We start from the raw sequence: 26,567 nt of genomic DNA, 5'->3' as shown, positions 1-26,567 counted from the left end.
GCGGTGGGGCGTGTGCGGAGGCGGCCCGGCGGCACGCATCATGGAACACATGGACGACGGCATCGCGGTGGGCCGCCTGCTGGTGGCCACCCCCAGTCTCGAGGACCCCAACTTCCGGCGCACTGTCGTCCTGGTGGTCGAGCACGACGACGCCGAGGGCACCCTCGGGGTGGTGCTGAACCGGCCGACCGAGGTGCCGGTGGACCGGGTGCTGCCGCCGTGGGCGGAGCTGGTGACCGGCCCGGGGGTGGTGTTCCAGGGCGGTCCGGTGGCGCTGGACAGCGCGCTGGCGCTGGCCCGGGTGCCGGGCGAGGACGAGCCGCTGGGCTGGCGGGCGCTGGACGGGGACACCGAGGTGGGCCGGGTGGGGCTGGTGGACCTGGACGCCCCGCCCGGGCTGATCGCGGCCGAGGTCATCCAGCTGCGGGTGTTCGCCGGGTACGCCGGCTGGGGCGCGGGCCAGCTCCGGTCGGAGATCGAGGAGGGCGCCTGGTACGTGGTCAACGGGGAGGCCGGCGACGTGTTCGCGGCCGATCCCGAGCGGCTGTGGCAGGCGGTGCTGCGGCGGCAGCCGGGCGACCTGGCGTTCGTCGCGACGTTCCCGGACGATCCCAGCCTGAACTAACCTGGTGCGGGTGAGCACGAGGATCCTTCCCGACAGCGATGTCCGGCCCGACCTCTCCCATGGGGACGGCGATCACGAGCGCTTCGCGCACTATGTGCAGAAGTCCAAGATCACCGAGAGCGCGGTGACCGGAACGCCGGTCGTCGCCCTGTGCGGCAAGGTCTGGGTGCCCAACCGGGACCCCAAGAAGTACCCGGTCTGCCCGGAGTGCAAGGAGATCTACGAGGGACTGCGTCCGGGCGGGGACGACTCCGGCGACTGACGCGCGGGCGGTGCTCGCTGCGGGCACCGCCGTCGTCATGCCATAGTTACCGACTGTCACTGCACGTAAGCGACGGTCGGGGGACACATGGCACGGTGCGGCGTCCAGGTCGGGGTCTGCGCTCTGTTGATCACTTCGGGTGCGCTGGCGGGCACCGCCGGTGACCTGAGCGCTCCCGGATCCCCGCCGCGGCCCGCCCCCCTCCAGGCGGCCCCCGCGCACGCCGCCCGCCCCGACTGCCCGCCCGGACCGCCCACGGCGCACGGCCACGGCCACAGTCACGGCCACCACCACGGCCCGCTCGACCGGCCGGCGCGGGCGTTGCGCACCCGTCCCGCCCCCGCCGAACGGTCGCCCGCCGTCCTGCCGGGCTTCGCCCAGGGACGCGCCCTGTGGCGCGACCGCGCCGCGCTCGCCCCCGCCCAGGTCGCGGAGATGCTCGCCGAGCTGCGACGGGAGCTGCTGGTCCGGTACGGCACCGCCGACGAGGCCGCCGTGAACCGCGCCCAGCGCCGGACCGGCATCGTGGTCCCGGTCCGCTTCCACGTCATCGCCGACGGCCGCGACGGCCGGCTGTCGCGCGCCACCGCGCTGCGCCAGATCGACGTCCTCAACGCCGCCTACTCCGGTGAGGGCGGCGGCACGGACACCGGGGTGCGGTTCCGGCTGGCGGGCTACGACGTCACCCAGAACGCCTCCTGGTTCCGCAACCCCCAGGCCCACGAACGCCGGATGAAGGCGGCCCTCAACCGGGGCGGCGCGGGCACCCTCAACCTCTACACCGCGGCGGTGGGCGTCGAGGTCCTGGGCTTCTCCACGTACCCGCAGAACTACCGGAGCCGGCCGGAGGAGGACGGCGTGGTCGTCGACTACCGCAGCGTCCCCGGCGGCGCGTACCGGCAGTACGACCACGGCTACACGGCCGTGCACGAGGTCGGGCACTGGCTGGGGCTGTTCCACACGTTCGAGAACGGCTGCAACGCGCCCGGCGACGGGGTGGACGACACGCCGTACGAGGCGGTGCCCACCGAGGGCTGCCCGATCTCCAAGGACACCTGCCCGGCGGCCGGGAACGACCCGATCCACAACTTCATGGACTACGCCTGGGACGCCTGCATGCAGGAGTTCACCCCCGGTCAGGCCGTGCGGATCCGCGCGGCCTGGGCGGCGTTCCGCTCCTCCGGCGATCGGTAGCGCCCGCCGCGCGCCCCGCCGCTGCCTGTCGGCGCCTCTCGGTACGCTCTCAGGACCGTGAGCACCTTCGCTGCCTCGAGCATGCCCCCCGCCTTCCCCGAGCGAGCAGCCTGGGGGACCGCGTCGTCATTGCGCGCCTGGCAGCAACAGGCGCTGGAGACGTACTTCGCCCCGCCGCACGAGAGCGGCCCGCGCGACTTCCTCACCGTCGCCACGCCCGGCGCCGGTAAGACCACGTTCGCGCTGCGGCTGGCCAGGGAACTGCTGGACCGCAAGGAGGTGTTCGCGGTCACCGTGGTGTGCCCCACCGAGCACCTCAAGCGGCAGTGGGCCGAGTCGGCCGCCCGCGTCGGCATCAGGCTCGACCCGGAGTTCAGCAACGGCCAGGGCAAGCTGGGCAAGGAATTCCACGGCATCGCGGCCACCTACGCCACCATCGCCGCCCGCCCGGCCCTGCACCGCAACCGCACCGAGATGCGCAAGACCCTGGTGATCCTGGACGAGATCCACCACGCCGGGGACGGCCTGTCGTGGGGCGACGCGGTCCGTGAGGCGTTCGAGCCCGCCCACCGCCGGCTCGGCCTGTCCGGCACCCCGTTCCGCACCGACATCAACCCCATCCCGTTCGTGCAGTACGAGGAGGGGCCGGACGGCATCCGGCGCAGCCGCGCCGACTACACCTACGGGTACGGGCCCGCGCTGGCCGACGGGGTGGTCCGGCCGGTGATCTTCCTGGCGTACGCGGGGGAGATGCGCTGGCGCACCCGGGCCGGCGACGAACTGGCCGCCACCCTCGGCGAGCCGCTCACCCAGGATCAGATGGCGCAGGCGTGGCGGGCGGCGCTGGACCCCAAGGGCGACTGGATCAGGCAGGTCCTCGCCGCCGCCGACAAACGGCTCACCGAGGTGCGGCGCGGGGTGCCCGACGCGGGCGGGCTGGTGATCGCCACCGACCACGAGGCGGCCCGCGCGTACGCCAGGATGCTCCGGTCGATCACCGGGCAGGGCGCCACCGTGGTGCTGTCCGACGACCCCACCGCCAGCAAGAAGATCAAGCAGTTCAACGACTCCGAGGACCGCTGGATGGTCGCGGTGCGGATGGTGTCCGAGGGCGTGGACATCCCCCGGCTGTCGGTCGGCGTCTACGCCACCAGCACCTCCACTCCGCTGTTCTTCGCCCAGGCGGTCGGCCGGTTCGTGCGGTCGCGGCGGCGGGGGGAGACCGCGTCGGTGTTCCTGCCGTCGGTGCCCGTCCTGATGGAGCACGCGGCGCAGATGGAGGCCGAACGCGACCACGTGCTCGACCGGCCCCGCCGCGAGGGCGACGGCCTCGACGACGACCTGCTCAAGGAGGCCAACCGGAAGCAGGACTCCCCGGACGTGGGGGAGGAGTTGCCGTTCGAGACGGTCGAGGCGTCCGCCACGTTCGACCGGGTGCTGTACGACGGCGGCGAGTTCGGCACGCACGCCGCCCCCGGGTCGGCCGAGGAGGAGGAGTACCTGGGCATCCCGGGGCTGCTGGAGCCCGACCAGGTGGCGCAGCTGCTGCGCCGCCGCCAGGCCGAGCAGCTCGCCGCCCAGCGCCGCCGCAGGAAGACCGGCGACCCCGAGCAGGACCGCCGGGAGCAGCGCACCGCCGCCGAGAACCTGCACGAGCTGCGCACCCAGCTGCACGGGCTGGTCGGCGCGTGGAGCCACCGCACCGGCAAGCCGCACGGCGTCATCTACAACGAGCTGCGCGCCGCCTGCGGCGGCCCCCCGGTCCCGCAGGCCAGCGCCGAGGACCTGACCAAGCGGATCGCCAAGATCCGCGAGTGGGCGACCAGGCGCCGCTGACCGCACCGCCCGGCGGACCCTGCACGGCGCGGCCCGGGATCGCGCGGCACGAGTTCCGGGAAGGCCGGGTGACCGCCGTCCCGGAGGCGTCCGGGAGAACGGCCTCAGCCGTCGGCGTCGAGCGCCTCGACGATCCGCCGCACGACCTCCTCGGCCGGGTCCACGGCGTCCACCGTGATCGGGTCCTCGTCGGGGCCCGGCGGCTCCAGGTCCCGGAACTGGCTGTCCAGCAGATCCGGCTTGAAGAAGTGCCCCCTGCGGGCCGCCATCCGGCGGGCGATCAGGTCGCGGTCGCCCTTCAGGTAGACCAGCCGCACCTCGTGCGGCCGGGGGATCAGAAGCCGCCGGTACTCGCGTCTGAGCGCCGAGCACGCCATCACGGCGGGGACGTTCGCGGCCACGCGGTCCTCGATCCAGCGGGCGACCTCGCGCAGCCACGGCCACCGGTCCTCGTCGGTCAGCGGGACGCCCCGGCCCATCTTGTCCACGTTGCCCGGCGAGTGCAGGTCGTCGGCGTCGCCGAACTCCCGGCCGAGCCGCTGGGCCAGCATCCGGCCGACGGTGGACTTGCCGCTGCCCGACACCCCCATCACCACGATGACCGGCGGGTTCCCGGCGGGGGCCGTCATGCCCGCACGACCGGCGTCCCGGTCAGCTCGACCCCCTCGCCGCGCATCTGCTCCAGCGCCCGCTCGGTGGTCGCCCGCGCCACCCCGGCCGTCAGGTCCAGCAGCACCTTCGTGCCGAACCCGGCGCGGGCCGCGTCGATCGCGGTGGCCCGCACGCAGTGGTCGGTGGCGATGCCGACCACGTCCACGTCGGTCACCTCGTGCCGGCGCAGCCAGTCCGCCAGGGACGTCCCGTCGTCGGCGGTCCCCTCGAACCCGCTGTAGGCCGCCGCCTCGCGGCCCTTGCTGAACACCGCCTCGATCGGCCCGAGCGCCAGGTCCGGATGGAAGTCGGCCCCCGGCGTGCCGATCACGCAGTGCGGCGGCCAGCTGTCGACGTAGTCGGGCTCGTCGGAGAAGTGCGCGCCGGGGTCCAGGTGGAAGTCCCGGGTCGCCACGATGTGCGCGTACCGCCCGCCCTGTTCGGCCAGGTGCGCCGAGATGGCCGCGGCCACCTCGGAGCCCCCGGCGACCGCCAGCGAGCCGCCCTCACAGAAGTCGTTCTGCACGTCGACGATGACCAGTGCCCTGCCCATGACCGCTCCCTCGCATGTCGATCGCTCCGGACGCTACCCGACCGGGGCCGTCCGACGCCCGTCCCGGGACGATCACGGACGCGGGCCCGCGTTGACGAACTCGGTGGGGATCGCCGGGTCGCCGGCCGACAGCTGCAGGGCGGTCGGGGGCAGCTCGCGGACCGCCGCCGCGTGGCGTTCCCGGGCGGCCGTCAGGGGCTCGCGGCCCACCACCTCGCCGTCGCGCACCAGCGGCACCAGCAGGGGGCGTTCGCGGGGGCCGAGCACGGGCTCGCCGATCGAGACGACCTCGGCGCAGGCGACGCCGTGGCCGTCCAGGCGGCGCAGCGCCGACTTGCGCCCGCCGCGGGTGGGCTTGCCCGCCGAACGCTTGGCGACCGGGCGCATCGGGGCGTCCGGCTCGGCCGAGTCCGCCCGCGCCACCAGCTTGTAGACCAGCGACGCGGTGGGCGCGCCCGACCCGGTGACCAGCTTGGTGCCGACCCCGTACACGTCGACGGGCGCGGCGGCCAGTGCGGCGATGCCGTACTCGTCCAGGTCGCCGGTCACCACGATCCGGGTGTCCGTCGCGCCGAGGGAGTCCAGCAGCTCCCGGGTCCGCCGGGCCACCGCCCCCAGGTCGCCGCTGTCGATCCGCACCGCCCCCAGCGACGGACCCGCCAGCTCCACCGCGGTGCGCACGGCCCGTTCCACGTCGTAGGTGTCGACCAGCAGGGTGGTGCCCTCGCCGAGCGAGGCCAGCTGCGCCCGGAACGCGTGCCGTTCGCTGTCGTGCAGCAGGGTGAACGCGTGCGCGGCGGTCCCCGCGGTGGGGACCCCGTACCGGCGGCCCGCCTCCAGGTCGGAGGTGGTCGCGAAGCCCGCCAGGTAGGCGGCGCGGGCGGCGGCGACGGCCGCGCCCTCGTGGGTGCGCCGCGCCCCCATCTCGATCAGCGGGCGGCCGGCCGCGGCGTTGACCATCCGGGAGGCGGCCGAGGCGATGGCGCAGTCGTGGTTGAGGATCGACAGCACCACCGTCTCCAGCAGGACGGCCTCGGCGAACGGGGCCTCCACCACCATGATCGGCGATTCCGGGAAATAGCACTCGCCCTCGGGGTAGCCCCAGATGTCGCCGGAGAACCGGAACCCGGCCAGCCATTCGGCGGTGGGAGCGTCCACGACGCCGTTTCCGGTCAGCCATTCCAGCTCCGCGTCGCCGAACCGGAACCGCTCGATCGCGTCCAGCACACGGCCTGTCCCGGCCACCACCCCGTACCGGCGGCCCTCCGGCAGCCGCCGCGCGAACACCTCGAACACCGCACGCCGGCCCGCCGTGCCGCTGCGCAGGGCGGCCTGCACCATCGTCAGTTCGTAGTGGTCGGTGAGCAGCGCCGTACTGTTGTCAAGGTCCACGGGTGGAAGACTACGGACCGGTGCGTGCACCATGGATGGGCAGGCCGACACATCCAGGACACATCCGGGAGGGGGACCCGCGATGACCGCGCCCGCGCCGGTCGAGCTGGACCGGCCCAGGTCCGAGGAGGACCAGCGGCCCGACCTGCCGTGGCTGGCGATCGTCTGGAACGACCCGATCAACCTGATGTCGTACGTGACCTACGTGTTCCAGACCGTCTTCGGATATCCCAAGGCCAAGGCCGAGAAGCTGATGCTCGACGTGCACCACAAGGGCAGGGCCGTGGTGGCCAGCGGCACCCGCGAGGAGATGGAGCGGGACGTGGAGATCCTGCACTCGTACGGGCTGTGGGCGACCGTCAAGCGCGATGACTGACCCCCGGCCGTCGCGTCGGGGGACGGTTCCCCCGCGAGGAAGGACATGAGCGAGCCGGAGGCGCGCGGCGCCGGTCCGACGAGGAGCGCGCGACGAGGGAGGCCGCCGCGCTCGACGGGCTGCGAGCCGCCGCGCGCAACGCGGCCGTGGGCGCGAGTGAGCGCGCGACGAGGAGGACCGGCGCCTTCGGGCGCGCCGGAGGCTCACGGGGGGCGCGCATGAGCGAGGTCCGGCGGGAGGGCGAGGGAATCCGGCTGCGGCTGGAGGTCGAGGAGGCGGCGCTGGTCCGCGCGCTGACCGAGCAGATGCTGATGCTGCTCGAGGGGCCGGACGAGGCGGCCGACCCGCTGGCCGCCGCGCTGGGCATCTCCGAGAACGCCGCCAGGCCCGACGACCCGGTGCTGGCCCGGCTGTTCCCCGACGCGTACGCCGACGACGAGGCGGCCCGCGAGTTCCGCCGCTACACCGAGGCGGGGCTGCGCGACGGCAAGCGGGAGGCCGCCGGGATCGTGCTGTCCACCCTGCGCCCCGGCGAGGACGTGCTGCTGGACGACGAGCAGGCGCAGGCGTGGCTGCGCGCCCTCAACGACGTGCGGCTGGCGCTCGGCACCCGCCTGGACATCACCGAGGAGTGGTACGACGAGGTCGCCGAGATGGACCCCGACGACCCCCGGTTCCCCCTCTACACCGCCTACGACTGGCTGACCATGCTCCAGGAGCACCTGGTCCGCGCACTGTGGTGAGGTGCGGGTAGCCTTCGGGGCATGCTGACGATCGAGCGGGCCCTGTATGACAAGATCGTTGCGCATGCGCGCGCCGACCACCCCGACGAGGCGTGCGGGGTGGTGGCCGGTCCGGCGGGCAGCGACCGGCCCACCCGGTTCATCGCGATGACGAACGCCGAACGCTCCCCGACGTTCTACCGCTTCGACTCCATGGAGCAGTTGCGGGTGTGGAACGAGATGGACGACAACGACGAGGAGCCGGTCGTCATCTACCACTCGCACACCGCCACCGAGGCCTACCCCTCCCGCACCGACATCTCCTACGCCTCCGAGCCCAACGCCCACTACGTCCTGGTCTCCACCCGCGACCCGGAGGTGGCGGAGTTCCGCTCGTTCCGCATCGTCGACGGCGTCGTGACCGAGGAAGAGGTCAAGATCGTCGATTCTTACTGAGCACTGAAGACCCTGCACCCGAAGGGACTCGAGGCCAACGCGAGCGGGCCCGCGCGGCCGCGCGTCCCGGGGCCCGTGAGCCGCGCGAGCGGAGCGAGCGCCTAAGATATGGCCCATGTTCGTCCCGCCTGTGCAGAGTTTCCTGTTCGGGCACAGCCGTGCCGAGGTCGTCTACGACTGTTCCTGAAGGCGTTGCCCCAGCCTTGGAATCCCCCCGTGGGCTCCGCGTGTTGAGCACCACGGGTCTGCCGTATGACGCTTAAGGAGTGCATCGCGATGGCGATCGAGGTCCGGATCCCGACGATCCTGCGCAACCTCACCGACGGGGCCAAGTCCGTCGAAGGCAAGGGCAGCTCGCTCGACGAGCTCATCAGCGACCTGGACTCGCGGCACCCCGGGCTGCGCGACCGGCTGGTGGACGACAAGGGGCTGCGCAAGTTCGTCAACGTGTACCTCAACGACGAGGACGTGCGGTTCCTCGGCGGGCTGGAGACCGAGGTCTCCGACGGTGACACGGTGACGGTGCTGCCCGCGGTGGCCGGCGGCCGACGGTAATGCGCTTCGACTCGCTGCTGGACTCCCTCGGCCGCACCCCGCTGGTCGGGCTGCCCCGGCTGTCGCCCTCCCCGCAGGTGCGGCTGTGGGCCAAGCTGGAGGACCGCAACCCGACCGGCTCGGTCAAGGACCGTCCCGCGATGTGGATGGTCGCCAAGGCCGAGAAGGAGGGCCTGCTCACCCCGGGCTGCACGATCCTGGAGCCGACCTCCGGCAACACCGGGATCTCGCTGGCCATGGTGGCCCGGCTGCGCGGCTACGACATCGTCTGCGTGATGCCGGAGAACACCTCGGCCGAGCGGCGGCAGCTGCTGGAGATGTGGGGCGCGAAGATCATCTTCTCGCCCGCGGCGGGCGGCTCCAACGAGGCGGTCCGGGTGGCCAAGAAGCTGGCCGCCGAGCACCCCGACTGGGTGATGCTCTACCAGTACGGCAACGAGGCCAACGCGCTGGCGCACTACGAGACCACCGGGCCGGAGATCCTGGCGGACCTGCCGACCGTCACCCACTTCGTGGCGGGCCTGGGCACCACCGGGACGCTGATGGGGGTCGGCCGCTACCTGCGCGAGCAGGTGCCGGACGTCAAGATCGTGGCGGCCGAGCCCCGGTACGGCGAGCTGGTGTACGGGCTGCGCAACATCGACGAGGGCTTCGTTCCCGAGCTGTACGACGAGTCGGTGCTGACCACCCGGTTCTCGGTCGGCGCCCGGGACGCGCTGCGCCGCACCCGCGAACTGCTGGAGCAGGAGGGCATCTTCGCCGGCATCTCCACCGGCGGCGCCCTGCACGCCGCGCTCGGCATGGCCGCCAAGGCGGTCAAGGCCGGGGAGCGCGCCGACATCGTGTTCATCGTCGCCGACGGCGGCTGGAAGTACCTGTCCACCGGGGCCTACGAGGGCACCCTGGAGGAGGCCGAGGAGCGGCTGGAAGGCCAGCTCTGGGCCTAGGCCGCCGGCCGGCCCGCGCCGGCCGTGGCGGGCGGAGGCCGTCCGCCGGCGCCGTTCGGAGCGGTCGTCATCGGTGACACTGGTCCCATGACGACCGCTCAGGGGCCCGCCCCGTGACCGATTCCCTGCACCGCAAGGTGATCGAGGCCGGTGCGGCCGTGTGCGCCGAGTTCTGCCTGGCGCTGGCCGGCGGGCACGCGCTGCGCGCGCACGGCCTGATCGACCGGCCCAGCGAGAACGTCGACCTGGTCGCCACCGAGCCGCTGCCGCTGCACGAGGTCGCCGAGGCCGTCGCCGCCGCCTACCGCGGCCAGGGCCTGCTGGCGCGGGTCGGGGAGCCGGACGGCGACGCCTACGTCGGCATGGTCGTCGCCGACCCCGCGACCGGCGAGGAGTGCGAGGTCAACCTGCTCAAGGTCCCGCTGCGGATGCGGCCCACCCGGATCGGCGCCTGCCCGGTGGTCGCCTACGAGGACGCGATCGGGCTGAAGGTGGGCGCGCTGGCCGGGCGCCTGGTCGCCCGCGACCTCATCGACGTCGCCGCCGTGGCCGGCGACTACGGCTACGAACGGCTGGAGTGGCTGGGCCGCTGCAACGCCCCCGACTTCTCCCTGGAACGGCTCGCCGACCGGCTGACCTGCCACGAGCTGATGCCCGAGGCCGAGTTCGAGCGGTACGGGCTCGACCACGACGGGATCCGCCGGGTGAAGCGGTTCGCGGCCGAGTGGGCGCACGACATCAACATGCGGCTGTACGAGGACGCCGCGTTCGAGAAGGACGGCACCGACCCCGACCTGTGACGGTCAGGAGCGGGGACGCAGCCAGTCGTGCGGCCGGGCGAGCTGCCGCGCGCGGGCGTAGGCGGTGTCCAGGGCCAGCAGCGCCTGCCCGCGGTAGACGTTCTGCCCCTCCTCGCGGGTCACCACCAGGGCGGTGTCGACCGTCTCCGGGGTGGTCAGCGACAGCGGCACCAGCAGCCTGACCTCCTCGGCGGCCGGATCCCAGCAGGGCACGGCCGCGCGGTAGTCGCGCCGCACCCGCGCCTCGGCCCGGCGCACCGCGCCCTCCAGCACCAGGCCCGCCTGGTACGGGTTGGAGTTGAGCGGCGCGGGCAGGACCGCCAGGTTCTCCGGGGACTCCAGCAGGTGGCGCGGGGTGACGACCAGGTCGCGCCGCCAGTCGTACACCAGCTCGGCGGGGTCGTCGGCGTAGGTCGCCGCCCGCGGCAGCTCCGAGAAGCGGTCCTGCAGCTCGCGTTCGGACTCGGGGTACCAGCCCTGCAGCTGCCAGGGCGCGCCGTCGGGGTCGCGGCTCGGGACGAACAGGCCGTAGATCGCCTCCTGCTGCGGGGTGACCAGGCCGGTGTTGAAGACGCTGTGCGTGCCGCCGGCCGCGGTGACGATCTGCCGCTGCTGGTAGAGCCGTTCGAAGGCGCACTCGACGTACTCGCGCAGCACCCAGGTGCCGTCGCCGCCCCGGCCGCCCCAGTCCTCCGGCTCGGCGAGCCTGGCCAGCAGGTCGAAGAAGTCGTCCCCGGCGGCCCCGGCCGGGTCGTCGGAGCGCAGCGGCCCGAGGGAGGCGTGCTTGTGGAGGGCGCGCAGGGCCCGCCGCGACGCCACGGGACCGGCCGGGGCCTGCGGGATCGTGGTCGGCGCCTCGCCCAGGTAGCCGTGCTTGCCGCCGGTCGCGGGCAGCGGTCCGGCACCGCCGGGCGGCGACCCCGTCGGGCCGGCCGGGATCCGGGTGTCGGTCCCGCCCGGCGCGGCGGACGCCTCCTCCGTGGCGGGGCGGGCGCCGGGGGCCTGCGCGGAGGTGCCCGTGCCGGTGCCGCCGAACGGGGGCCGGCCGCCGGCGCGGCCGAAGTCGGGGTAGGCGGTCGGCTTGGATTCGTGCAGGGTCACGGCGTCTTCTCCGGCGTCGGTGGGGGTTCACCAGGTTAGTGAACCCGTCGCGACGAGCTCGGACGGGCCCCGCCGAGGACGGACGATCCCGTCGCCACGGGCGCCGGGGGACGGCCCGGGCGTTTCCTCCCACCGCATGCGACCTCGGCGTGCCGGGGAGGGTAGGGTGCCCTACCAGAACGAGATTCTAGAAAGGTGCGCCGATGAGCCGGTTCCGGGACGCCACGACGGTCGAGAAGCTGGCCGAGGGACGCTACGCCGCCGAACTGGACGCCGGATACGACATCTCCGGCGCCCTCAACGGGGGCTATGTGATGGCCGTGCTGCTGCGCGCCGCCGTCGACGCCGATCCCGTGCACCTGCACCCGGTCGCCACCAGCGCGGCGTTCCTGCGGGTCAGCAAGCCCGGACCGGCCGAGATCACCGTGGAGGTCCGCAAGACCGGCCGGACCGCCACCGCCTCCCGGGTCACCCTGCTGCAGGAGGGCCGCCCGGTGGTGGACGCCCAGGTGACCACCGCCACACTGGCCGCCGACGCCGAACCGGACTGGCTGGGGGAGGCCCCGCCGCCGCTGCCGCCGATCGAGCAGTGCGTCGGCCCGCAGCCCTCCGACACCGACCGGGGGTTCACCGACAGGGTGGACATGCGTTTCGACCCGGCCACCATGGGATGGCTCGACGGACAGCCCAGCGGGCGGCCGGAGATGCGCGGCTACTTCCGGCTCCGCGACGACGACTACGAGCCCGACGCGTTCCTGCTGGCGATGGCGGTCGACGCGCTGCCGCCGATCGTGCTCAACACCGGCGCCCTCGGCTGGGCCCCCACCGTCGAGCTGACCTGGCACATGAGGGCGCTGCCCGCCCCCGGGCCGATCGGCCTGTTCGGCAGCGGGCGGATGGTGCGTGACGGCTGGTTCGACGAGGAGGTGGAGGCGTGGGACTCGGCCGGCCGGCTGGTGGCCCAGTGCCGCCAGATCGCCCGGGTGGGCCGCAAGAACGGCTGAGGCGCACGGGGTCCGCCTGCGTAACACGCAGGTGAACCTGTGATGTGCGACGCAACACGCGCTTTGCGCAGGCGCGGTCGCCTAGCCTAATGGACCATGTCCAACGCGCCGATCGGGATCTTCGACAGCGGCTACGGCGGCCTCACCGTGGCCCGCGCGATTTTCGATCAGCTGCCGGACGAGCCGATCCTGTACCTCGGCGACTCGGCCCGTCAGCCGTACGGGCCGCGGCCGATCGCCGAGGTCCGCGCGTTCGCCCTGGAGATGCTGGACCGGCTGGTGGCCGAGGGCGTCAAGATGCTGGTCATCGCCTGCAACAGCGCCAGCGCCGCGATGCTGCGCGACGCCCGCGAGCGGTACGACGTGCCGATCGTGGAGGTGATCATGCCGGCGGCCCGGCGGGCCGTCCGGGCCACCGCCAACAACCGGGTGGGGCTGATCGCCACCCACGCCACCGTCACCAGCCGCGCCTACGACGACGCGTTCGCCGCCGCCCCGCACATCGAGCTGACCAGCGTGGCCTGCCCGCGCTTCGTGGAGTTCGTGGAGGCGGGCGTCACCCAGGGCCCCGAACTGCTCGCGGCGGCCCGTTCCTACCTCCGGCCGATCATGGACGCGGGCTGCGACACCCTCATCCTCGGGTGCACCCACTACCCGCTCTTGACGGGTGTCATCTCGTACGTCGTCGGAGACGGGGTCACACTGGTCTCAAGTGCCGAAGAGACCGCCAAGGACGTGTACCGGGTGCTGCAGGACGAGGGGCTGGCCCGCACCGACACCGGATCCCCGCCGGTGCACCGGTTCCGTGCGACCGGTGACCCGGAGGTCTTCGCGAGCCTGGGGCGCCGGTTCCTGGGTCCGGAGATCGGCCGGGTGGAGGCCGTCGTGGACGCCGCCGCCCTGACCTGTTCGCCCGGGGGGCGACCCCCGGACCCCCGCGAGCGCAGGTCGGACGACCCCCGCTCCGCAGGCTCCGCCGCGGTCGTCTGACCTGAGGAATTCCTCGGACTGGAGGAGGAGTCAACGTGCGGGTCACCGTGATCGGCTGCTCCGGCAGCTTTCCCGGGCCGGAGAGTCCCGCCTCGGGCTACCTGGTCGAGGCCGAGGGCTTCTCGCTGCTGCTCGACATCGGCAACGGCACGGTCGGCTCGCTGCAGCGCTTCCACGACGTGCTCGACATCGACGCGATCTGCATCACCCACCTGCATCCCGACCACTGCCTGGACCTGACGGTGTACTGGATCGCGCGCGTGTACTGCCCGTTCGGGCGGGCGCCGCAGATCCCGGTGTACGGGCCGAACGGGACCGCCGAGCACATGGCCAAGGCGTACGAGCTGGAGCCCAACCCGGACATGGGCGTGGCGTTCGACTTCCGGACGTTCCCGCCCGACCCCTTCCGGCTCGGCCCGTTCCGGATCACCACCGCGCTGATGAACCACCCGGTCGAGGCGTACGGGCTGCGGATCGAGCACGGCGGGCGGGTGCTGGCCTACTCCGGCGACACCGGGGAGAGCGACGCCCTGGTCGAGCTGGCCCGCGGCGCGGACCTGTTCCTGTGCGAGGCGGCGTTCGTGGAGGGCCGCGAGAACCCCCCCGACATGCACCTGACCGGCCGGACGGCCGGCGAGCACGCCGCCCGCGCCGGCGCCGGGCACCTCGTGCTGACCCACCTGCTGCCGTGGAACGACCCCGCCGTCACCCTCGCCGAGGCCAAGATGAGCGGCTTCACCGGCACCATCGAACTGGCCCAGGTCGGCACCGTCTACGACCTCTAGCCCGCCCGTGGCCCGCCCGCGCCGGCCGGTCCGGGGCGGGGCCGGACGGTACTAGGGTGAGCCCTATGGCCCGTCCTGACGATCGTGCTCCCGACCAGCTCCGGCCCGTGCGCATCCAGCGCGGCTGGCTCGACCACGCCGAGGGCTCCGTGCTCATCGAGTTCGGCGCGACCCGCGTGCTGTGCGCGGCCTCGGTGCAGGACTCGGTGCCCCGCTGGCGCCGCGACAGCGGGCTGGGCTGGGTGACCGCCGAGTACGCCATGCTGCCGCGCGCCACCAACACCCGCGGCGACCGCGAGTCGGTCAAGGGGCGGCTGGGCGGGCGCACCCAGGAGATCTCCCGGCTGATCGGGCGGTCCATCCGGGCCTGCGTGGACTTCAAGGCGCTCGGCGAGAACACCGTGGTCCTCGACTGCGACGTGCTGCAGGCCGACGGCGGCACCCGCACCGCCGCCATCACCGGGGCGTACGTGGCGCTGGCCGACGCGGTCGCCTGGATGCGCGAGCGCAGGATGCTCAAGGGCGACCCGCTGATCTCCTCGATCGCCGCGGTCAGCGTCGGCGTCATCGACGGCGAGCCCCGCCTGGACCTGTGCTACGAGGAGGACGTCAAGGCCGGCACCGACATGAACGTGGTGTGCACCGGCGACGGCCGGTTCGTGGAGGTGCAGGGCACCGCCGAGGGCCGCCCGTTCGACCGCGCCGAGCTGGACGCCCTGCTGGACCTGGCGCTGGGCGGCTGCCTGGAGCTGACCCGGCTGCAGCAGGAGGCGCTGGCCCGATGAGCCGGATCGTGCTGGCCACCCGCAACGCGGGCAAGATCGCCGAGCTGCACCGGATCCTCGACGGGTTCGAGGTGGTCGGGCTGGGGGAGTACCCCGACGCCCCCGAGGTCCCGGAGACCGAGTCCACCTTCGCCGGCAACGCGCTGCTCAAGGCCCGCGCCATCGCCGCGCACACCGGCCTGCCGGCGGTGGCCGACGACTCGGGCCTGTGCGTGGACGCGCTCAACGGCATGCCCGGAGTGCTGTCGGCCCGCTGGTCGGGACGGCTCGGCGACGCCACCGGCGACAAGGACCGCGCCAACCTGGACCTGGTGCTCGACCAGCTCGCCGACGTGGCCCCCGACCGGCGCGGCGCCCACTTCGCCTGCGCGGCCGCGCTGGTGCTGCCGGACGGCACCGAACGGGTCGTGGAGGGCCGGATGCACGGGCGGCTCGTCGACGCGCCGCGCGGCACCGGCGGGTTCGGCTACGACCCGATCTTCGTCCCGGAGGGTGAGACGCGCACCGCGGCGGAGCTGGCCCCGCAGGAGAAGGACGCCATCAGCCACCGGGGCAAGGCGTTCCGCGCGCTGGCCGAGATCATCGACGGGCTGCTGACCGGAGGGCGCGCCTAGCATGTCCGACATGGACTCCCTGTGGATCGTCGCGGTCGTGGTCGGCGGCCCCCTGGTGCTGGTGATGGCGCTGGTCCTGGTGGCCGCCCCGGCGGGCATGGCGATGGCCAAGGCGTCCCGGCCGCCCCGCGAGGTCACGCCCGCGGTCTGGGACGAGGCCAGGGCGCTGGTCGACAAGGGGCAGCTGATCCACGCCGTCAAGGTCGTCCGGCAGCACACCGGGATGTCCCTCAAGGACGCCAAGGACTACGTCGACGCCGTCAAGGACGGCCGCGCGCCGCGCCCGCTCGAGCCCAGGACCGGCCGCCTGTCCGACCGGGTCCGCGCGTTCCGCGACTCCGGCGACCGCGACTCGGCGCTCGCCCTGGTCCAGGCCGAGACCGGCATGACCCGCGAAGAGGCCGCCCGCTTCGTCGACGCCCTCGACTGAACGACGCCCTCCGGCGTGCCCGCACGCGCCGCCGACCGTCTCGGTGACCGGCGGATCGCAGGGCGGAGAGCAGGTGCCGCCCGGCCCGTCTCAAGGATCGCGCACAGCTCTGCCCGCCGGGTCGCGGGATGCCCGTCTCGATGACCGTGCACGGGCGCGTCAGCCGGGAACGGGACGTCTGGTCGCAGGGTGGCCGTTTCGGTGACCGGGCGCGGGTCAGCGGCCGGGGTGCGGGGCGCCGGGCTCCAGGCCGGGGAACATGTCCCAGCCGACCGTCTCGATGATCGTGCGCAGGCGTTCGGGCACGCGGTCCAGGACCAGTGGGCCGCGGCGCGGATGGCGGGCGGCCGCCGCGGTCAGCAGCTCCAGGGCGCCGAGGTCGATGAACTCCAGGTCGGCCAGGTCCAGATGCACCGGATCGCCGCCGGCGTGCGCCAGCAGGCCGGACAGCGCCCGGCGGAACTCCGCGTGCCGGGACGCGTCCAGCTCCCCGCCGAGCGCCAGGCCCGCCGGATGGGACGTCCGGTCGATGCGCAGCACCGGCTCGGGGACGACCGACACCGCGTGCTCGGCCCGCAGCGCCGCGAGCTGATCCGGCGCACCGGCCCGCCGGTCGAACTGGCAGACCGCGATGACGGCGGCGCTCGCGCCCACGACCCGTGCGATGACGCGTTCGCACTCCAGGACCAGCGGCAGCCCGCCCGGACGCCGCAGCGTCCCGGTCAGGTCGGCGAGCAGCCGCACGCCCCGCTCCGCCGCCGCGATCTCCGCGGTCAGCGCCCGCTCCAGCGCGGACGGGCCGGCGTCCCACGGCAGCACCGCCACCCGGTCGCCCGCGGGAGCCCCGCCGTCCGCGGCACCGCCCAGCAGAACGATCCGGTCCGCACCACCCGCCGGGCCCGTGCCGACGAACGCCTCCACCACCTGACGCCGCTCGTCCTCACCCTGGTACGCCAGCCAGGCATGGTCGCCGGGCCGCAGCTCGTTCACCGGCCGGCAGAGCGGCCACCGGGAATCCATCGCGCCCTTCACCGCCATCTCACCCGAAGTGAAAACCAGCGTACGCGGGGTCGTCTCACCGGAAGTAGCCGCTCGACGACGAGGTTTTACGGCTATCTGAATGCACATGCAGCGGCGTTCAGCCGCGCATCACGAGACGGACGAACGTGCCGTCCCGGTCCGCGTACAGCCGGACGGCGTCCACCAGCAGCCGCACCGTCCACAGCCCGAACCCGCTGTCCAGCGCCGAGCCGGGCGGGGCGAAACCGGCCGGCGCGCCCGCCCGCCAGCGGCCGTGGTCGCCGACCTCGCAGACGAACTCGCCGCCCTGCGACCACACCCGCACCCCCATCGGGGCGGCGCCGTGCTTGAGGGCGTTCGTGGCCACCTCGGTCACCGCGGTCTCCAGCGCCGCCAGCCGGCCCGCGTCCAGCCCGTGCGCGCTCGCCCGCGCCGTCACGAACCGCCGCACCTGGTACAGCTCGAACGCCGACCCGAACGGCAGATGGCAGGCGTCGGCCGGGGGCGCCGGCCGGTCGCGGTCCGGACCGGGCACCGGCGAGTCCTCGTACCCCCCGTTGGCCCGCCGGTCCCCGCCGACGATCATCCACGGATGGGCCCGCCGGGCCTCCTCGACGATCCCCGCGTCCACCGCGTTGCGGTCGTACGCGCACACCACCCGGGCGCCCGACCGGGCGAACACCGTGTTGACCAGCGTCTCGTAGCGGATCCACTCGGCCGTCTCCCAGCGGGCGTCCGCCGACCAGTTCCGCTCGCCCGCCACCCGCACCCGGCGCGGCGCGTGCGCCCGCACCAGCCGGTCGTAGTCCTGCAGGGCCCGCACCGGATGCCGGTAGAACGTTCCCGCCTCGACGTAGGTGATCTGCCCGCCCGCACGGCCCAGCACGTCGCGCAGCGCCTCCAGCCGGGGACCGGGCAGCACGGCGAACACCGCGTCCCCCGCCTCCAGCCCGTCCCGCAGGAACGGCACCACCGTGGCCAGGTACTCGGCGACGCCGTCGTACACCAGCGCGTTGTGCTCCAGGGCCGTTCCCGTCATCCGCGGCCCCGCCCCGGCACCAGGCCGGGCAGTCGCGCCCAGCCCACCGCCTCGATCATCTGCGCCAGTTGCGGGGGCATCCGGTCCAGCACCAGCCGGCCGCCGCGCGGCAGCCGCATCGCCTGGCGGACCAGCACGTTCAGCGCGGCCGGATCCACGAACCGCAGCCGCGCGCAGTCCAGGTGCACCCGGTGGCGGCCCGCCGCGGCCAGCGCCAGCCGCTCGGCGAACACCGCGTGCCGGGCCGCGTCCAGCTCGCCCTCCAGCCGCAGCCCGGGCGGGTCGAACGTGCGGACCAGCCGCAGCACCCCGTCGTCGAACTCCGGATCGGGCCGCACCAGCACCTCGTGCTCGTCGCGCAGCGCCGCCAGCCGGTCCGCCGCCACCAGCCGCCGGTCCACCTGGCAGATCGCCATCGCCATGGTGCTCGGCGACACCGTCGCGGCCAGCCCGTGCTCGCACCCGGCGACCTCCTCGGGCGCGTACGCCACCGCCCAGGTGAGGTCCAGGGTGATCCGCACCGCCCGGAAGCCCTCGCCGAACGCCCGCGACACCTCGTCGCCCAGCACGTCCAGCAGCCGCCCCGGATCGAACCGGTCCCCGCTCAGGCACGCCCGTTCCCGTGGCAGCACCCGCAGCGCCCCGCTGCGCACGTGGGCGTCCGGGTCCGCCCCGCCCGCCCAGCGCACTCCGGGCAGGTCCAGCGGATCGGCGTCGGTGACGTAAACGACCTTCTCCTCGGTGGCCAGCCCGTCGGTCACGAACCTGCCCACGACGCGTTCCCGCTCCTCGCCCCCGCCGAACGCCAGCCAGGCATGGTCCCCCGGCCGCATCTGCCCCACCGGCCGCTCGGCGAAGAACGCCTCCCCGGGCGACGGCGAACCGTCGTCGCGGACCAGCCCAGCGTACGCCTCACCCGCCGCACCGGCAGACCAGTTCATCAAGCCGTCACCTCGACCCCGCCCGGCCCCGCCCACCGTCCGGCGGAACGCCCCGGCCACCCCCCGATCCGGCCAGCGTAAACCCACCCTCCACCCCCCTCGAACCCCCCCTTTTTCACATGCCCACAACACCCGGATCGAGGCCGGCTCGGTCGTGCCGCCCGGTGACCGGGGCTTTAGGGGTCCCGGCACACCGGACGGCCGGCGGGCGTCAGGGAACGCGGAAGGGGGCGGCCGCCTGGCCGCCCCCTTCGGTGTGGGGCCGGTGAGATTCGAACTCACTCTGCTACGGACCTAAACCGCATGCCTCCTACCGGTTGGGCTACGGCCCCGCTGCTTTCGGTTCTTAATCCTACCAGCGTAGGTGGGGGTCTGGGTGTGACAGTTCGGGCACAGGAATCGGAGATTCTCCCGGCGGTTGTCGCAGTGGTCCCCGTTGATATGGTCCACGTGGAGGATGAGCGGGCGGCCCCGCCACTCACTGATACCGCATTCCCGGCAACAGTGCGGTACGCCTATCTCCAGCAGTGCGCGGCGCAGCCTTTCGGTCTTGGGACGCCCGGAGCCGGGTGGGCTGCGGACCAGGATCTCCGCCGCGCTCTTGCGCGGCCCCGGCCGGCCTCTGGCGTGCGCCTGACCCAGGAAGTGGGAGGTGTCGACGCCGAGCGCGCGCAGGCGCCGGCTGATGTGGGCGTGTGCGCCACCGGAGGGCGGAATGCCCAAGTAGCGCAGCACGCCCGCCACGCTGACCGAATGGGCGGCCGCCTCGCCCAGCAGTTCCTCGGTGTACTTCTCGCCGTATCTGCGATTCCCCATGCGGGGATCGTAGGGCGGCGGTCTGACATTTCCCGGGCGCCGGCGACCGGCCGATCAAAGGCCGAGGTCTTTGCGGAGGCGGTTGACGTGGCCGGTGGCCTTCACGTTGTAGTAGGCCTTTTCGATTTTGCCTTCGGGGTCGATGATGAAGGTGGAGCGGATGACGCCGACCACGACCTTGCCGTAGAGCTTCTTCTCGCCGTAGGCGCCGTAGGCCTGCAGGGTGGCGGTGTCGGGGTCGGACAGCAGGGGGAAGGTCAGGCCGTCGCGGTCGCGGAACTTGGCGAGCTTGGCGGGCGGGTCGGGGGAGATGCCGACGACGGTGACGCCGGCGGCCTGCAGGTCGGGGAGGGCGTCGCGGAAGTCGACGGCCTCCTTGGTGCAGCCGGGGGTCATGGCGGCCGGGTAGAAGTACAGGATCACGCGCTTGCCGCGCAGCGACGCCAGGGACACCGGGTCGCCGTCGGCGTCGAGGAGTTCGAAGTCGGGGGCGACGTCGCCGGGCTGCAGCCGCTGGGACACCAGTTCCGCCTTTCGGGGTGGCGGTCAGGCGGCCGCGGACGGGCCGCGGGCGTCGTTCGCCTGACCGGTCGTCGGGTGGGGTCGTGCCAGGGATGATCCCCGGTACGACAGGTCATCTCAACCGTACCGGGGACAGGGGCGGACAGGGGCGGGAGCGCCGGGCGGGAAGGGGCCGGGAGGGCCCGCGACGATAGGGGCGGGGGGAACGGAGCACCCGCCCGTCATACCTGCAACACTGAACGGATCATCTGCCGCAGGATGCTCGGACGATAAGGACACGGCATGGCTGACAGAGCCCGCGATCCGGAGGCGCTGGAGAAGGAGATCGAGGCGACCCGGAAGGAACTCGCGCGGACCATCGACGCGATCGCGGACCGGGTCAACCCGCGCAATGTCGCGCAGCGCGGCGTGACCCGCCTGAAGGAGGAGGCCGGTCAGGTCGCGGCGGCCGTGGGCGCGCTGGTGGTCCCGTCGGCCCCGGGCGAGGACGGCGAGCCGGGCGGGGTCGATCGCCGGGTCGTCGCGGCGGGCGTGGGCGCCGTGGTCGCGGTGACGGTGTTCGTCCTGTGGCGTCGCGGCCGCCGGCGCCGCGGCTGACCGGATTCCCGGACGGCGCCGGTCCCTCTACGGGGCCGGCGCTTTCTTGTGCCCTTGGACCTCACATCACCGATGCGGGCCTTCGAGCGCGCCCAGACCGTGCCGGACGGACGCAGCCGCCGGGCCCGGTGACCTCGGCCGTTCGCGTTGACGGCTCGGGGCGGCTCCTGCGGAGGCCGGTGGAGCGGGGCGCGTCAGGGCGTGAACTGGGGGAGGTGGGCTCGGTGGGCGGCCAGCCCCTCGTCCAGGATGCGTTCGGCGGTGTGCTTGCCGCGGATGAACGGGTGGGCCATCAGGGCCTGCAGGGCGGTGCGGCGGTCGCCGGTGGCGGCGGCGTCGGCGGCCAGGCGTTCGTAGGCGTGGATGGCCTGGGTCAGGCCGCGCACGGGGGCGGGCAGGGGGCCCATGGTCAGCGGCACGGGGCCGCCGCGGCCGACGACGGCGGGGACCTCCACCACGGCGTCGTCGTCCAGGGAGGAGACGGCGCCGTTGTTGCGGGTGTTGACGATGACGCGGCGGCCCTCGTCGCGGTGCAGGGCGCAGATGACGTCGACCGCGAACTCGCCGTGCTCGCCGCCGCCGCGTTCCCGGCTGGGATCGGGGTCGGGCTTGGCGGCCTCGGCGGCGACGGACTCGTAGTAGGCGGGCAGCATGGCCATGATGTCCTGCGCCCGGGTGGTGCCCTTGGCGCGCAGCTCCTCGACCACCTCGTCGTGGAAGAAGTAGTACTTGGCGTAGGAGTTCGGCAGGAAGCCGAGCGCCTTGGCCAGCTCCGCCATCCGGGACGGGTCCCGCCAGGGGGTCGCGCCGCCGCCGGGGATCTCCAGGTCCGCCAGCCGGGCGGGCAGGTCCAGCGGCTCGCCGTGCAGGCGGACCCGTTCGGCCCAGGTGGCGTGGTTGAGGCCGATCCAGTCGGCCTCCAGCCCGTCGAACGGCAGCCCCAGCAGCTCGGCCCACATCTCGGTGTCGCCGACGTGCTGGTCGCACAGCCCGATGACGCGGGTGCCGGGCCGGTGCCGCAGCACCGCGTCGGTGACGATGTTGGTGGGGTTGGTGTAGTTGACGATCCAGGCCCCCGGGTCGGCCAGGTCGGCGATCTCCAGCAGCACCGGCACCGAACGGCAGGCCATCAGGAACCCGCCCGGCCCGGCCGTCTCCTGCCCCACCACGCCGTGCCGCAGCGGGATCGACTCGTCCAGGTGCCGTGCCGCCATCCCGCCCGGCCGGAACGTGGTGAACACGTACGAGGCGCCGTCCAGCGCGGGCTTGAGCTCGGTGTGCGCGGTCACGGTGAAGCCGGCGCCGCGGGCGGAGAACATGGCGGTGGCCAGCCGGGTCATCAGCCCCAGATGGCCGGCGTCGACGTCGTGGAACGCCAGCTCGGCCCCGGCCAGGTCGCCGGCGCGGTGCAGCAGCCCGCGGATCACCCCCGGCATGTAGCCGCTGCCGGCCCCCACGATGGCGATCTTCACGCTCACAGGACTCTCCTAGCGCAGCGTCGGCTCGGCGCGGGTCACCGAGCCGAGCCCGCTGTCGGGGATGTACGGAACGACGAACTCGTAGTCGGCCAGCACCTCGGGCGGCACCTCGGAGGTCTCCCCGAACGCGGCGATGTCCCCCCAGCAGGGCGCGCCCAGCGACCCGCTGTAGTGGCGCACCGACAGCCCCGCGCACAGGTTGGCGAACCGCAGCCGCTGCAGCAGCGGCCATCCGGCCAGGGTGCCGAACACGAACCCGGCGGCGAACACGTCCCCGGCCCCGGTGGTGTCCAGCGGCTCCACCGGCAGCGCGGGCGCCCAGGCGCGTTCCCCGGTGGTGGAGTCGACGGCGATGGCGCCCTGCGCCCCCTGCTTGACCACCACGACCGGGACGCGCGGCGCCAGCGCCTCCAGCGCGTCGGCGGGCCGCCGGGTGCGGGTGTAGGCCATCGCCTCGACCGCGTTCGGCAGGAACACGTCGACCGCGGCGAGCCGGTCCAGCACGTCGGTGGACCAGGTCTCGGTCGGGTCCCAGCCGACGTCGGCGAACACCAGCGTCCCGGCCCGGCGCATCTCCAGCGCCCACGCCGGGACCGGCCGGTCGATGTCGACGAAGCAGGTCGCGGCGCTCGGCGGGGCGGTGACCAGCTCGCCGGCGGAGGGCATGGGCCGGGCGTAGGTGACCATGCTGCGGTCGGAGTCGTAGGCCATCGACACCGTGACCGGGGTGGGCCAGCCGGCCGGCCGGTGCGACCAGGTCAGGTCGACGCCCTCCTGCTCGGACAGGGTCCGCCACAGGTAGGCGCCGAACATGTCGTCGCCGATCGCGGTGGCCAGCCCGGTGCGCAGCCCGAGCCGGCTCATCGCCACCGCGATGTTGGCGATGCCGCCGGGCGCCGAGCCGAGCCCGTCGGTGACCAGCTCGGTGCCGGGCGGCGGCAGGCCGGGCAGCCCGGTGAAGATCATGTCCATGAACACCCGGCCGGTCAGGAACACGTCCAGCCCGCCGTCCCCGCCGAAGCGCAGCCGCCGCTCGGCGCAGGGGTCGTCGAACGACGCCGCAGGCGGTGCCGTCGCGTTCGGTGCGCCCATCGGAACCTCCCGTCCGAGGCTCTCGAAAACCCGGTCACGATCCCGGCCGATGCCACCGACCATACTCGGCGGCTACGACGGAATCGTCAGCCGAACGAGGGCCTGCTGACGGTGAACCGGGCCTCCACCGTGGCGCTGACCGTCTGCGTCCGCGGCTCCAGGTCCAGCGGAGGGGGCTCCTCGGCGGCGGCGACGGGCGCGGCGGCGGCGTACGCCGCCATCGGCTCCGCCCGGAACGTCTCGGCGGCGCGCGAGGTCAGCCCCTCGTCGGCCAGCTCCACCAGCCCGGTCAGCTCGCTGCCCAGCGCCTCGGCGTAGCTGCGGGCCCGCTGCACCGCCTGGTGCACGGCCTGCCGGGCGGCCTCGGCGTACACCTCGCTGTCGCGGCGCAGCGCCCAGTACGGCCCGTCCACCCGGGTGCGCTCGGTGTCGGCGAGCCGGGTGACCAGCTCCCCGAGGACCGACAGGTCCTGCACCGTCACCTTGATCCACACGGTGCCCTGGTAGTAGTTGATGTCGCCCTCACGGCGCCGGTACTTGAGCACCGGGGTGACGGTGAGCGCGCCGGTCTCCAGCTTCTCGACCGCGTCCCCGTACGACCGGATCAGCTCCAGGCAGTGGCGGTTGTTGGCGACGAGCCGGTCGAGGGCCTTGCGGCGGTCGTCGTCCTTGGACTGGACGTATACCGACAGGTGGGCGATCTCCGGGTCGACCTCCAGGAGGGCCTCCCCGCGAACGCTGATGACGGGCTCTTGAGTCATGTCCCCAATCTAGGGACCGGCTACAGGAATGTGCGGCCCTCTCCGCGGTACGTCGGCACGCTCTTCACCACCGTGTCGCCCTCCACCAGGTGCAGGGTGTCGAACCGTTCGCACAGCTCGCCCGCCTTGGTGTGGCGGAACCAGACGCGGTCCCCGATGGCCAGCTCGTCGGCCGCGGCCCCCAGCAGCGGGGTCTGCACCTCGCCCGCGCCCTCGTTGGCGTCGTACGACAGTCCCCTGGGCAGGTACGGCTGGGGCAGCCGCAGCCGGTCGGCGGGGCCGGAGGCCAGGTAGCCGCCGCCCAGGCAGGTCACCACGCCGGGGCCGGGGCGCCGCACCACCGGGAGGGCGAACAGCGCGGCGGGGCGCCCGGTGAAGTTGCTGTAGTAGTCGAACAGGTGCGGCTGGTAGAGCCCGGAGCCCGCGGCGATCTCGGTGACGGCCCGTTCGGCGGCGGTCTTCTCCACGCTGCCGGTGCCGCCGCCGTTGACGAACTCCAGGCCGGGCGTCACCTCGCGGACGGCCCGCACGACGGCGGCGCGGCGGCGGGCCAGCTCCAGCCGGGAACGGGCCTGCATCGCCTTGATCACCTTGGCCCGGGCGGGGTTGCCGGGGGGCTCGTCGCCGACCCCGGCGATCTGCGACTCGTAGGCCATCAGCCCGACCAGCGTCACCGTCGGGTGCCGTGCGATGCGGGCGGCGAACGCGGCGGCCTGCGCGGGGTCGTGGATCGAGGAGCGCCGCGCCCCGATCCGGATCCGGCCGCCCAGCAGCCGGTATCCGGCGTCGATGTCCATGCACACCCGGATCGGGCCGGGGGCGTGGCCGGCGGCGCGTTCGATCATCGCCAGGTGGTCGGGGGAGTCGACCAGCACGGTGACCACGGACCGCGCGTGGTCGTCGGCCGCCAGCCGGGCCAGGGCGGTCTCGTCGGCGGTCGGGTAGGCGACCAGGATGTCGTCGCTCATCCGCTCGGCGGCCAGCCACAGCGCCTCGGGGAGCGTGAACGCCATGATCCCGGCGAAGCCGTCCATGGCCAGCACCTCGGCCAGCAGCGCCCGGCACCGCACCGACTTGCTGGCCACCCGGATCGGCTTGCCCGCCGCCCGGCGGACCAGATCGGCGGCGTTGGCGCGGAAGGCGTCCATGTCGACGATCGCCAGCGGGGCGGGCAGCGCGGCGGTGGCGGTGTCGTACCGCTTGCGGAGGTTCATGGGGTCATCCTGCCCGAGGAACGGAGTAACGTGAGAAGTCCTCACATTCTAGTCCCGGCGCGGATGGTCCTCGAAGAACGTCCACAGGGTGTTGTGCGCGCCCTCCGGCCAGGCGTGGCCGCCGCCCTCGATCCGGCACAGCGCCACCTCGGTCCCGGCCCCGCCCCGCCCGGTGGTGCGGCAGTCCGGCCCGTCGCCGACCTCGAGGGTACGGCCGAGGGGCGGCAGGCCGTTCTCCTTGCGCCAGTAGTCGACGGCGTGCGAGACCGGCGGGAAGGAGCGCGGGTCGTTCCAGTCGATCCGCCCGCCGCCGTCGTAGGGCACGTTGCCGTCGCGGGTGCCGTGCATGACCAGCACCGAGGTCGGCGCCGGGTCGCAGCGCGGCATCGCCATCGCGGCCGACACCGCCCCGATCGCGGCGAACGTCCCGGGCGCCTCGCACGCCAGCCGGTAGGCCATGGCCGCCCCGTTGGAGAAGCCCGTCGCGTACACCCGGTCGGGGTCGGCGAGCCCGGCGTCGGTGAGCCTGCCGACGAGCTCGGTGATGAACCCGATGTCGTCGGTCTTGGCGAGCTTGGCCGGGCCGCAGCAGAACCCGGCGTTCCAGCTCATCAGCCAGCCCTCGGGATAGGCCACCAGGACGCCCTCCCGGTCGGCCGTCTCGTCGAGGCCGCTGATCCGCTCCATGCGCTCGGCGTTGGCGGCGCCGCCGTGCATGGCGACGACCAGGGGCAGCGGTTCGGCGGGCCGGCCGTCGCGCCACCGCCGGTCGGCGAGCTGCGGCGGGACCCGCAGCCGGTACTCCCGCTTGTTGACGCCCCCGGCGTCCAGCTTCAGCCGGTGGGTGCCCGCGGCGGTGGGGACGCCCGCGACCTCGGCGGGAGGGCGCTCGCGCCCGGCCGCGCCGCCGGGACGGTCCGGCGCGTCGCCGGGGGAGCATCCGGCCAGCAGCAGGAGCAATGCCGGTGCCAATGACGCGACCCGTCGCATGCGGGGCAATCTAACCGCG

Annotated in this window: 30 protein-coding genes and 1 tRNA gene; 17 read left to right on the top strand and 14 right to left on the bottom strand. The window is 73.8% G+C overall.

The window, feature by feature from the left end:
- Window positions 1-49: 49 nt before the first annotated feature.
- The 4 genes from HNR21_RS32675 (at window position 50) to HNR21_RS32660 (ending at window position 3,917) form a co-directional block, all read left to right on the top strand.
- Window positions 50-625 carry a YqgE/AlgH family protein gene (locus HNR21_RS32675; protein ID WP_119728895.1) on the top strand — a complete coding sequence of 192 codons (576 nt, stop codon included), beginning with the start codon at window positions 50-52 and terminating at the stop codon, window positions 623-625.
- Window positions 626-635: 10 nt separating this feature from the next.
- A complete protein-coding gene (locus HNR21_RS32670) occupies window positions 636-887 on the top strand; it encodes a DUF3039 domain-containing protein (RefSeq protein ID WP_119731861.1) in 252 nt (83 codons plus the stop codon).
- A 126-nt stretch (window positions 888-1,013) separates the two neighbouring features.
- On the top strand, window positions 1,014-2,081 hold the full coding sequence (locus HNR21_RS32665; protein ID WP_246442414.1) for a zinc metalloprotease: 1,068 nt from the start codon (window positions 1,014-1,016) through the stop codon (window positions 2,079-2,081).
- Between the two features lie 81 nt (window positions 2,082-2,162).
- A complete protein-coding gene (locus tag HNR21_RS32660; protein WP_182708959.1) occupies window positions 2,163-3,917 on the top strand; it encodes a DEAD/DEAH box helicase in 1,755 nt (584 codons plus the stop codon).
- A 104-nt stretch (window positions 3,918-4,021) separates the two neighbouring features.
- On the opposite strand, the gene HNR21_RS32655 is transcribed toward HNR21_RS32660, so the two are convergent.
- From HNR21_RS32655 to HNR21_RS32645, 3 genes are all read right to left on the bottom strand, one after another.
- Window positions 4,022-4,546 carry a gluconokinase gene (locus tag HNR21_RS32655; protein ID WP_182708158.1) on the bottom strand — a complete coding sequence of 175 codons (525 nt, stop codon included), beginning with the start codon at window positions 4,544-4,546 and terminating at the stop codon, window positions 4,022-4,024.
- Entirely contained in the window at window positions 4,543-5,121 is a 579-nt protein-coding gene (locus tag HNR21_RS32650; RefSeq protein ID WP_119728898.1) for a nicotinamidase, read from the bottom strand. Before HNR21_RS32650 ends, HNR21_RS32655 begins: the two co-directional genes overlap by 4 nt.
- 72 nt (window positions 5,122-5,193) lie before the next feature.
- Window positions 5,194-6,546 carry a nicotinate phosphoribosyltransferase gene (locus HNR21_RS32645; protein ID WP_220500386.1) on the bottom strand — a complete coding sequence of 451 codons (1,353 nt, stop codon included), beginning with the start codon at window positions 6,544-6,546 and terminating at the stop codon, window positions 5,194-5,196.
- Between the two features lie 49 nt (window positions 6,547-6,595).
- Between HNR21_RS32645 and clpS the strand changes: the two genes are divergently transcribed.
- From clpS to HNR21_RS32615, 6 genes are all read left to right on the top strand, one after another.
- Window positions 6,596-6,889 (top strand): ATP-dependent Clp protease adapter ClpS, encoded by a 294-nt coding sequence (gene clpS, locus HNR21_RS32640; protein WP_119728900.1) that lies wholly within the window; start codon window positions 6,596-6,598, stop codon window positions 6,887-6,889.
- A 218-nt stretch (window positions 6,890-7,107) separates the two neighbouring features.
- The gene (locus tag HNR21_RS32635) at window positions 7,108-7,632 is read left to right on the top strand and encodes a DUF2017 domain-containing protein (RefSeq protein ID WP_182708157.1); all 525 of its coding nucleotides are present in this window, start codon (window positions 7,108-7,110) and stop codon (window positions 7,630-7,632) included.
- A gap of 21 nt (window positions 7,633-7,653) precedes the next feature.
- Window positions 7,654-8,067: a M67 family metallopeptidase gene (locus HNR21_RS32630; RefSeq protein WP_182708156.1), complete on the top strand. Its 414-nt coding sequence runs from the start codon at window positions 7,654-7,656 to the stop codon at window positions 8,065-8,067.
- A gap of 276 nt (window positions 8,068-8,343) precedes the next feature.
- Entirely contained in the window at window positions 8,344-8,622 is a 279-nt protein-coding gene (locus tag HNR21_RS32625; RefSeq protein WP_119728903.1) for a MoaD/ThiS family protein, read from the top strand.
- Window positions 8,622-9,569 carry a PLP-dependent cysteine synthase family protein gene (locus HNR21_RS32620; RefSeq protein WP_182708155.1) on the top strand — a complete coding sequence of 316 codons (948 nt, stop codon included), beginning with the start codon at window positions 8,622-8,624 and terminating at the stop codon, window positions 9,567-9,569. The genes HNR21_RS32625 and HNR21_RS32620 overlap by 1 nt, the downstream gene beginning before the upstream one ends.
- A 113-nt stretch (window positions 9,570-9,682) precedes the next feature.
- The gene (locus HNR21_RS32615; protein WP_119728905.1) at window positions 9,683-10,369 is read left to right on the top strand and encodes a nucleotidyl transferase AbiEii/AbiGii toxin family protein; all 687 of its coding nucleotides are present in this window, start codon (window positions 9,683-9,685) and stop codon (window positions 10,367-10,369) included.
- A gap of 3 nt (window positions 10,370-10,372) precedes the next feature.
- Here HNR21_RS32615 and HNR21_RS32610 read toward each other — a convergent pair whose 3' ends face one another.
- The gene (locus tag HNR21_RS32610; RefSeq protein ID WP_182708154.1) at window positions 10,373-11,470 is read right to left on the bottom strand and encodes a DUF3825 domain-containing protein; all 1,098 of its coding nucleotides are present in this window, start codon (window positions 11,468-11,470) and stop codon (window positions 10,373-10,375) included.
- 203 nt (window positions 11,471-11,673) lie between these two features.
- Here HNR21_RS32610 and HNR21_RS32605 point away from each other — a divergent pair, with 203 nt between their 5' ends.
- The 6 genes from HNR21_RS32605 to HNR21_RS32580 all read left to right on the top strand — a co-directional run bounded on the left by HNR21_RS32605 (window position 11,674) and on the right by HNR21_RS32580 (window position 16,078).
- Window positions 11,674-12,474 carry a thioesterase family protein gene (locus HNR21_RS32605; protein WP_119728907.1) on the top strand — a complete coding sequence of 267 codons (801 nt, stop codon included), beginning with the start codon at window positions 11,674-11,676 and terminating at the stop codon, window positions 12,472-12,474.
- A gap of 96 nt (window positions 12,475-12,570) precedes the next feature.
- On the top strand, window positions 12,571-13,464 hold the full coding sequence (gene murI, locus HNR21_RS32600; protein ID WP_119728908.1) for a glutamate racemase: 894 nt from the start codon (window positions 12,571-12,573) through the stop codon (window positions 13,462-13,464).
- Between the two features lie 35 nt (window positions 13,465-13,499).
- Window positions 13,500-14,249, top strand: coding sequence for an MBL fold metallo-hydrolase (locus HNR21_RS32595; RefSeq protein ID WP_119728909.1), 750 nt, complete (start codon window positions 13,500-13,502; stop codon window positions 14,247-14,249).
- Window positions 14,250-14,314: 65 nt separating this feature from the next.
- Window positions 14,315-15,034 (top strand): ribonuclease PH, encoded by a 720-nt coding sequence (rph, locus tag HNR21_RS32590; protein WP_119728910.1) that lies wholly within the window; start codon window positions 14,315-14,317, stop codon window positions 15,032-15,034.
- Window positions 15,031-15,648 (top strand): RdgB/HAM1 family non-canonical purine NTP pyrophosphatase, encoded by a 618-nt coding sequence (gene rdgB, locus HNR21_RS32585; RefSeq protein WP_182708153.1) that lies wholly within the window; start codon window positions 15,031-15,033, stop codon window positions 15,646-15,648. The genes rph and rdgB overlap by 4 nt, the downstream gene beginning before the upstream one ends.
- A 10-nt stretch (window positions 15,649-15,658) precedes the next feature.
- On the top strand, window positions 15,659-16,078 hold the full coding sequence (locus tag HNR21_RS32580) for a 50S ribosomal protein L7/L12 (RefSeq protein ID WP_182708152.1): 420 nt from the start codon (window positions 15,659-15,661) through the stop codon (window positions 16,076-16,078).
- Between the two features lie 216 nt (window positions 16,079-16,294).
- Here HNR21_RS32580 and HNR21_RS32575 read toward each other — a convergent pair whose 3' ends face one another.
- The 5 genes from HNR21_RS32575 to bcp all read right to left on the bottom strand — a co-directional run bounded on the left by HNR21_RS32575 (window position 16,295) and on the right by bcp (window position 20,416).
- Entirely contained in the window at window positions 16,295-17,098 is an 804-nt protein-coding gene (locus tag HNR21_RS32575; RefSeq protein ID WP_182708151.1) for an STAS domain-containing protein, read from the bottom strand.
- A gap of 118 nt (window positions 17,099-17,216) precedes the next feature.
- The gene (locus HNR21_RS32570) at window positions 17,217-18,137 is read right to left on the bottom strand and encodes an anti-sigma factor RsbA family regulatory protein (protein WP_182708150.1); all 921 of its coding nucleotides are present in this window, start codon (window positions 18,135-18,137) and stop codon (window positions 17,217-17,219) included.
- Window positions 18,134-19,078 carry an MEDS and STAS domain-containing protein gene (locus HNR21_RS32565; protein ID WP_182708149.1) on the bottom strand — a complete coding sequence of 315 codons (945 nt, stop codon included), beginning with the start codon at window positions 19,076-19,078 and terminating at the stop codon, window positions 18,134-18,136. The genes HNR21_RS32570 and HNR21_RS32565 overlap by 4 nt, the downstream gene beginning before the upstream one ends.
- Before the next feature lie 257 nt (window positions 19,079-19,335).
- Window positions 19,336-19,410, bottom strand: a tRNA-Leu gene (locus HNR21_RS32560).
- A gap of 538 nt (window positions 19,411-19,948) precedes the next feature.
- Entirely contained in the window at window positions 19,949-20,416 is a 468-nt protein-coding gene (bcp, locus tag HNR21_RS32550) for a thioredoxin-dependent thiol peroxidase (RefSeq protein WP_182708148.1), read from the bottom strand.
- 282 nt (window positions 20,417-20,698) lie between these two features.
- Between bcp and HNR21_RS32545 the strand changes: the two genes are divergently transcribed.
- A complete protein-coding gene (locus HNR21_RS32545) occupies window positions 20,699-21,013 on the top strand; it encodes a DUF3618 domain-containing protein (protein ID WP_119728916.1) in 315 nt (104 codons plus the stop codon).
- Window positions 21,014-21,207: 194 nt separating this feature from the next.
- On the opposite strand, the gene HNR21_RS36505 is transcribed toward HNR21_RS32545, so the two are convergent.
- The 5 genes from HNR21_RS36505 to HNR21_RS32520 form a co-directional block, all read right to left on the bottom strand.
- On the bottom strand, window positions 21,208-22,491 hold the full coding sequence (locus HNR21_RS36505; RefSeq protein ID WP_312881482.1) for a family 4 glycosyl hydrolase: 1,284 nt from the start codon (window positions 22,489-22,491) through the stop codon (window positions 21,208-21,210).
- Window positions 22,492-22,500: 9 nt separating this feature from the next.
- Window positions 22,501-23,583 carry a carbohydrate kinase family protein gene (locus HNR21_RS32535; protein ID WP_119731866.1) on the bottom strand — a complete coding sequence of 361 codons (1,083 nt, stop codon included), beginning with the start codon at window positions 23,581-23,583 and terminating at the stop codon, window positions 22,501-22,503.
- Window positions 23,584-23,669: 86 nt separating this feature from the next.
- A complete protein-coding gene (locus HNR21_RS32530) occupies window positions 23,670-24,344 on the bottom strand; it encodes an SIMPL domain-containing protein (protein WP_182708147.1) in 675 nt (224 codons plus the stop codon).
- A gap of 20 nt (window positions 24,345-24,364) precedes the next feature.
- Entirely contained in the window at window positions 24,365-25,558 is a 1,194-nt protein-coding gene (locus HNR21_RS32525) for an amino acid deaminase/aldolase (protein ID WP_182708146.1), read from the bottom strand.
- A gap of 48 nt (window positions 25,559-25,606) precedes the next feature.
- On the bottom strand, window positions 25,607-26,548 hold the full coding sequence (locus HNR21_RS32520) for a CE1 family esterase (RefSeq protein WP_182708145.1): 942 nt from the start codon (window positions 26,546-26,548) through the stop codon (window positions 25,607-25,609).
- Window positions 26,549-26,567: the final 19 nt, after the last annotated feature.

The organism is Thermomonospora cellulosilytica (assembly GCF_014138835.1).
Lineage (GTDB): Bacteria > Actinomycetota > Actinomycetes > Streptosporangiales > Streptosporangiaceae > Thermomonospora > Thermomonospora amylolytica.
Note: the sequence above shows the minus strand (reverse complement) of the source record. Positions and strands in the feature narration are given on the sequence as shown.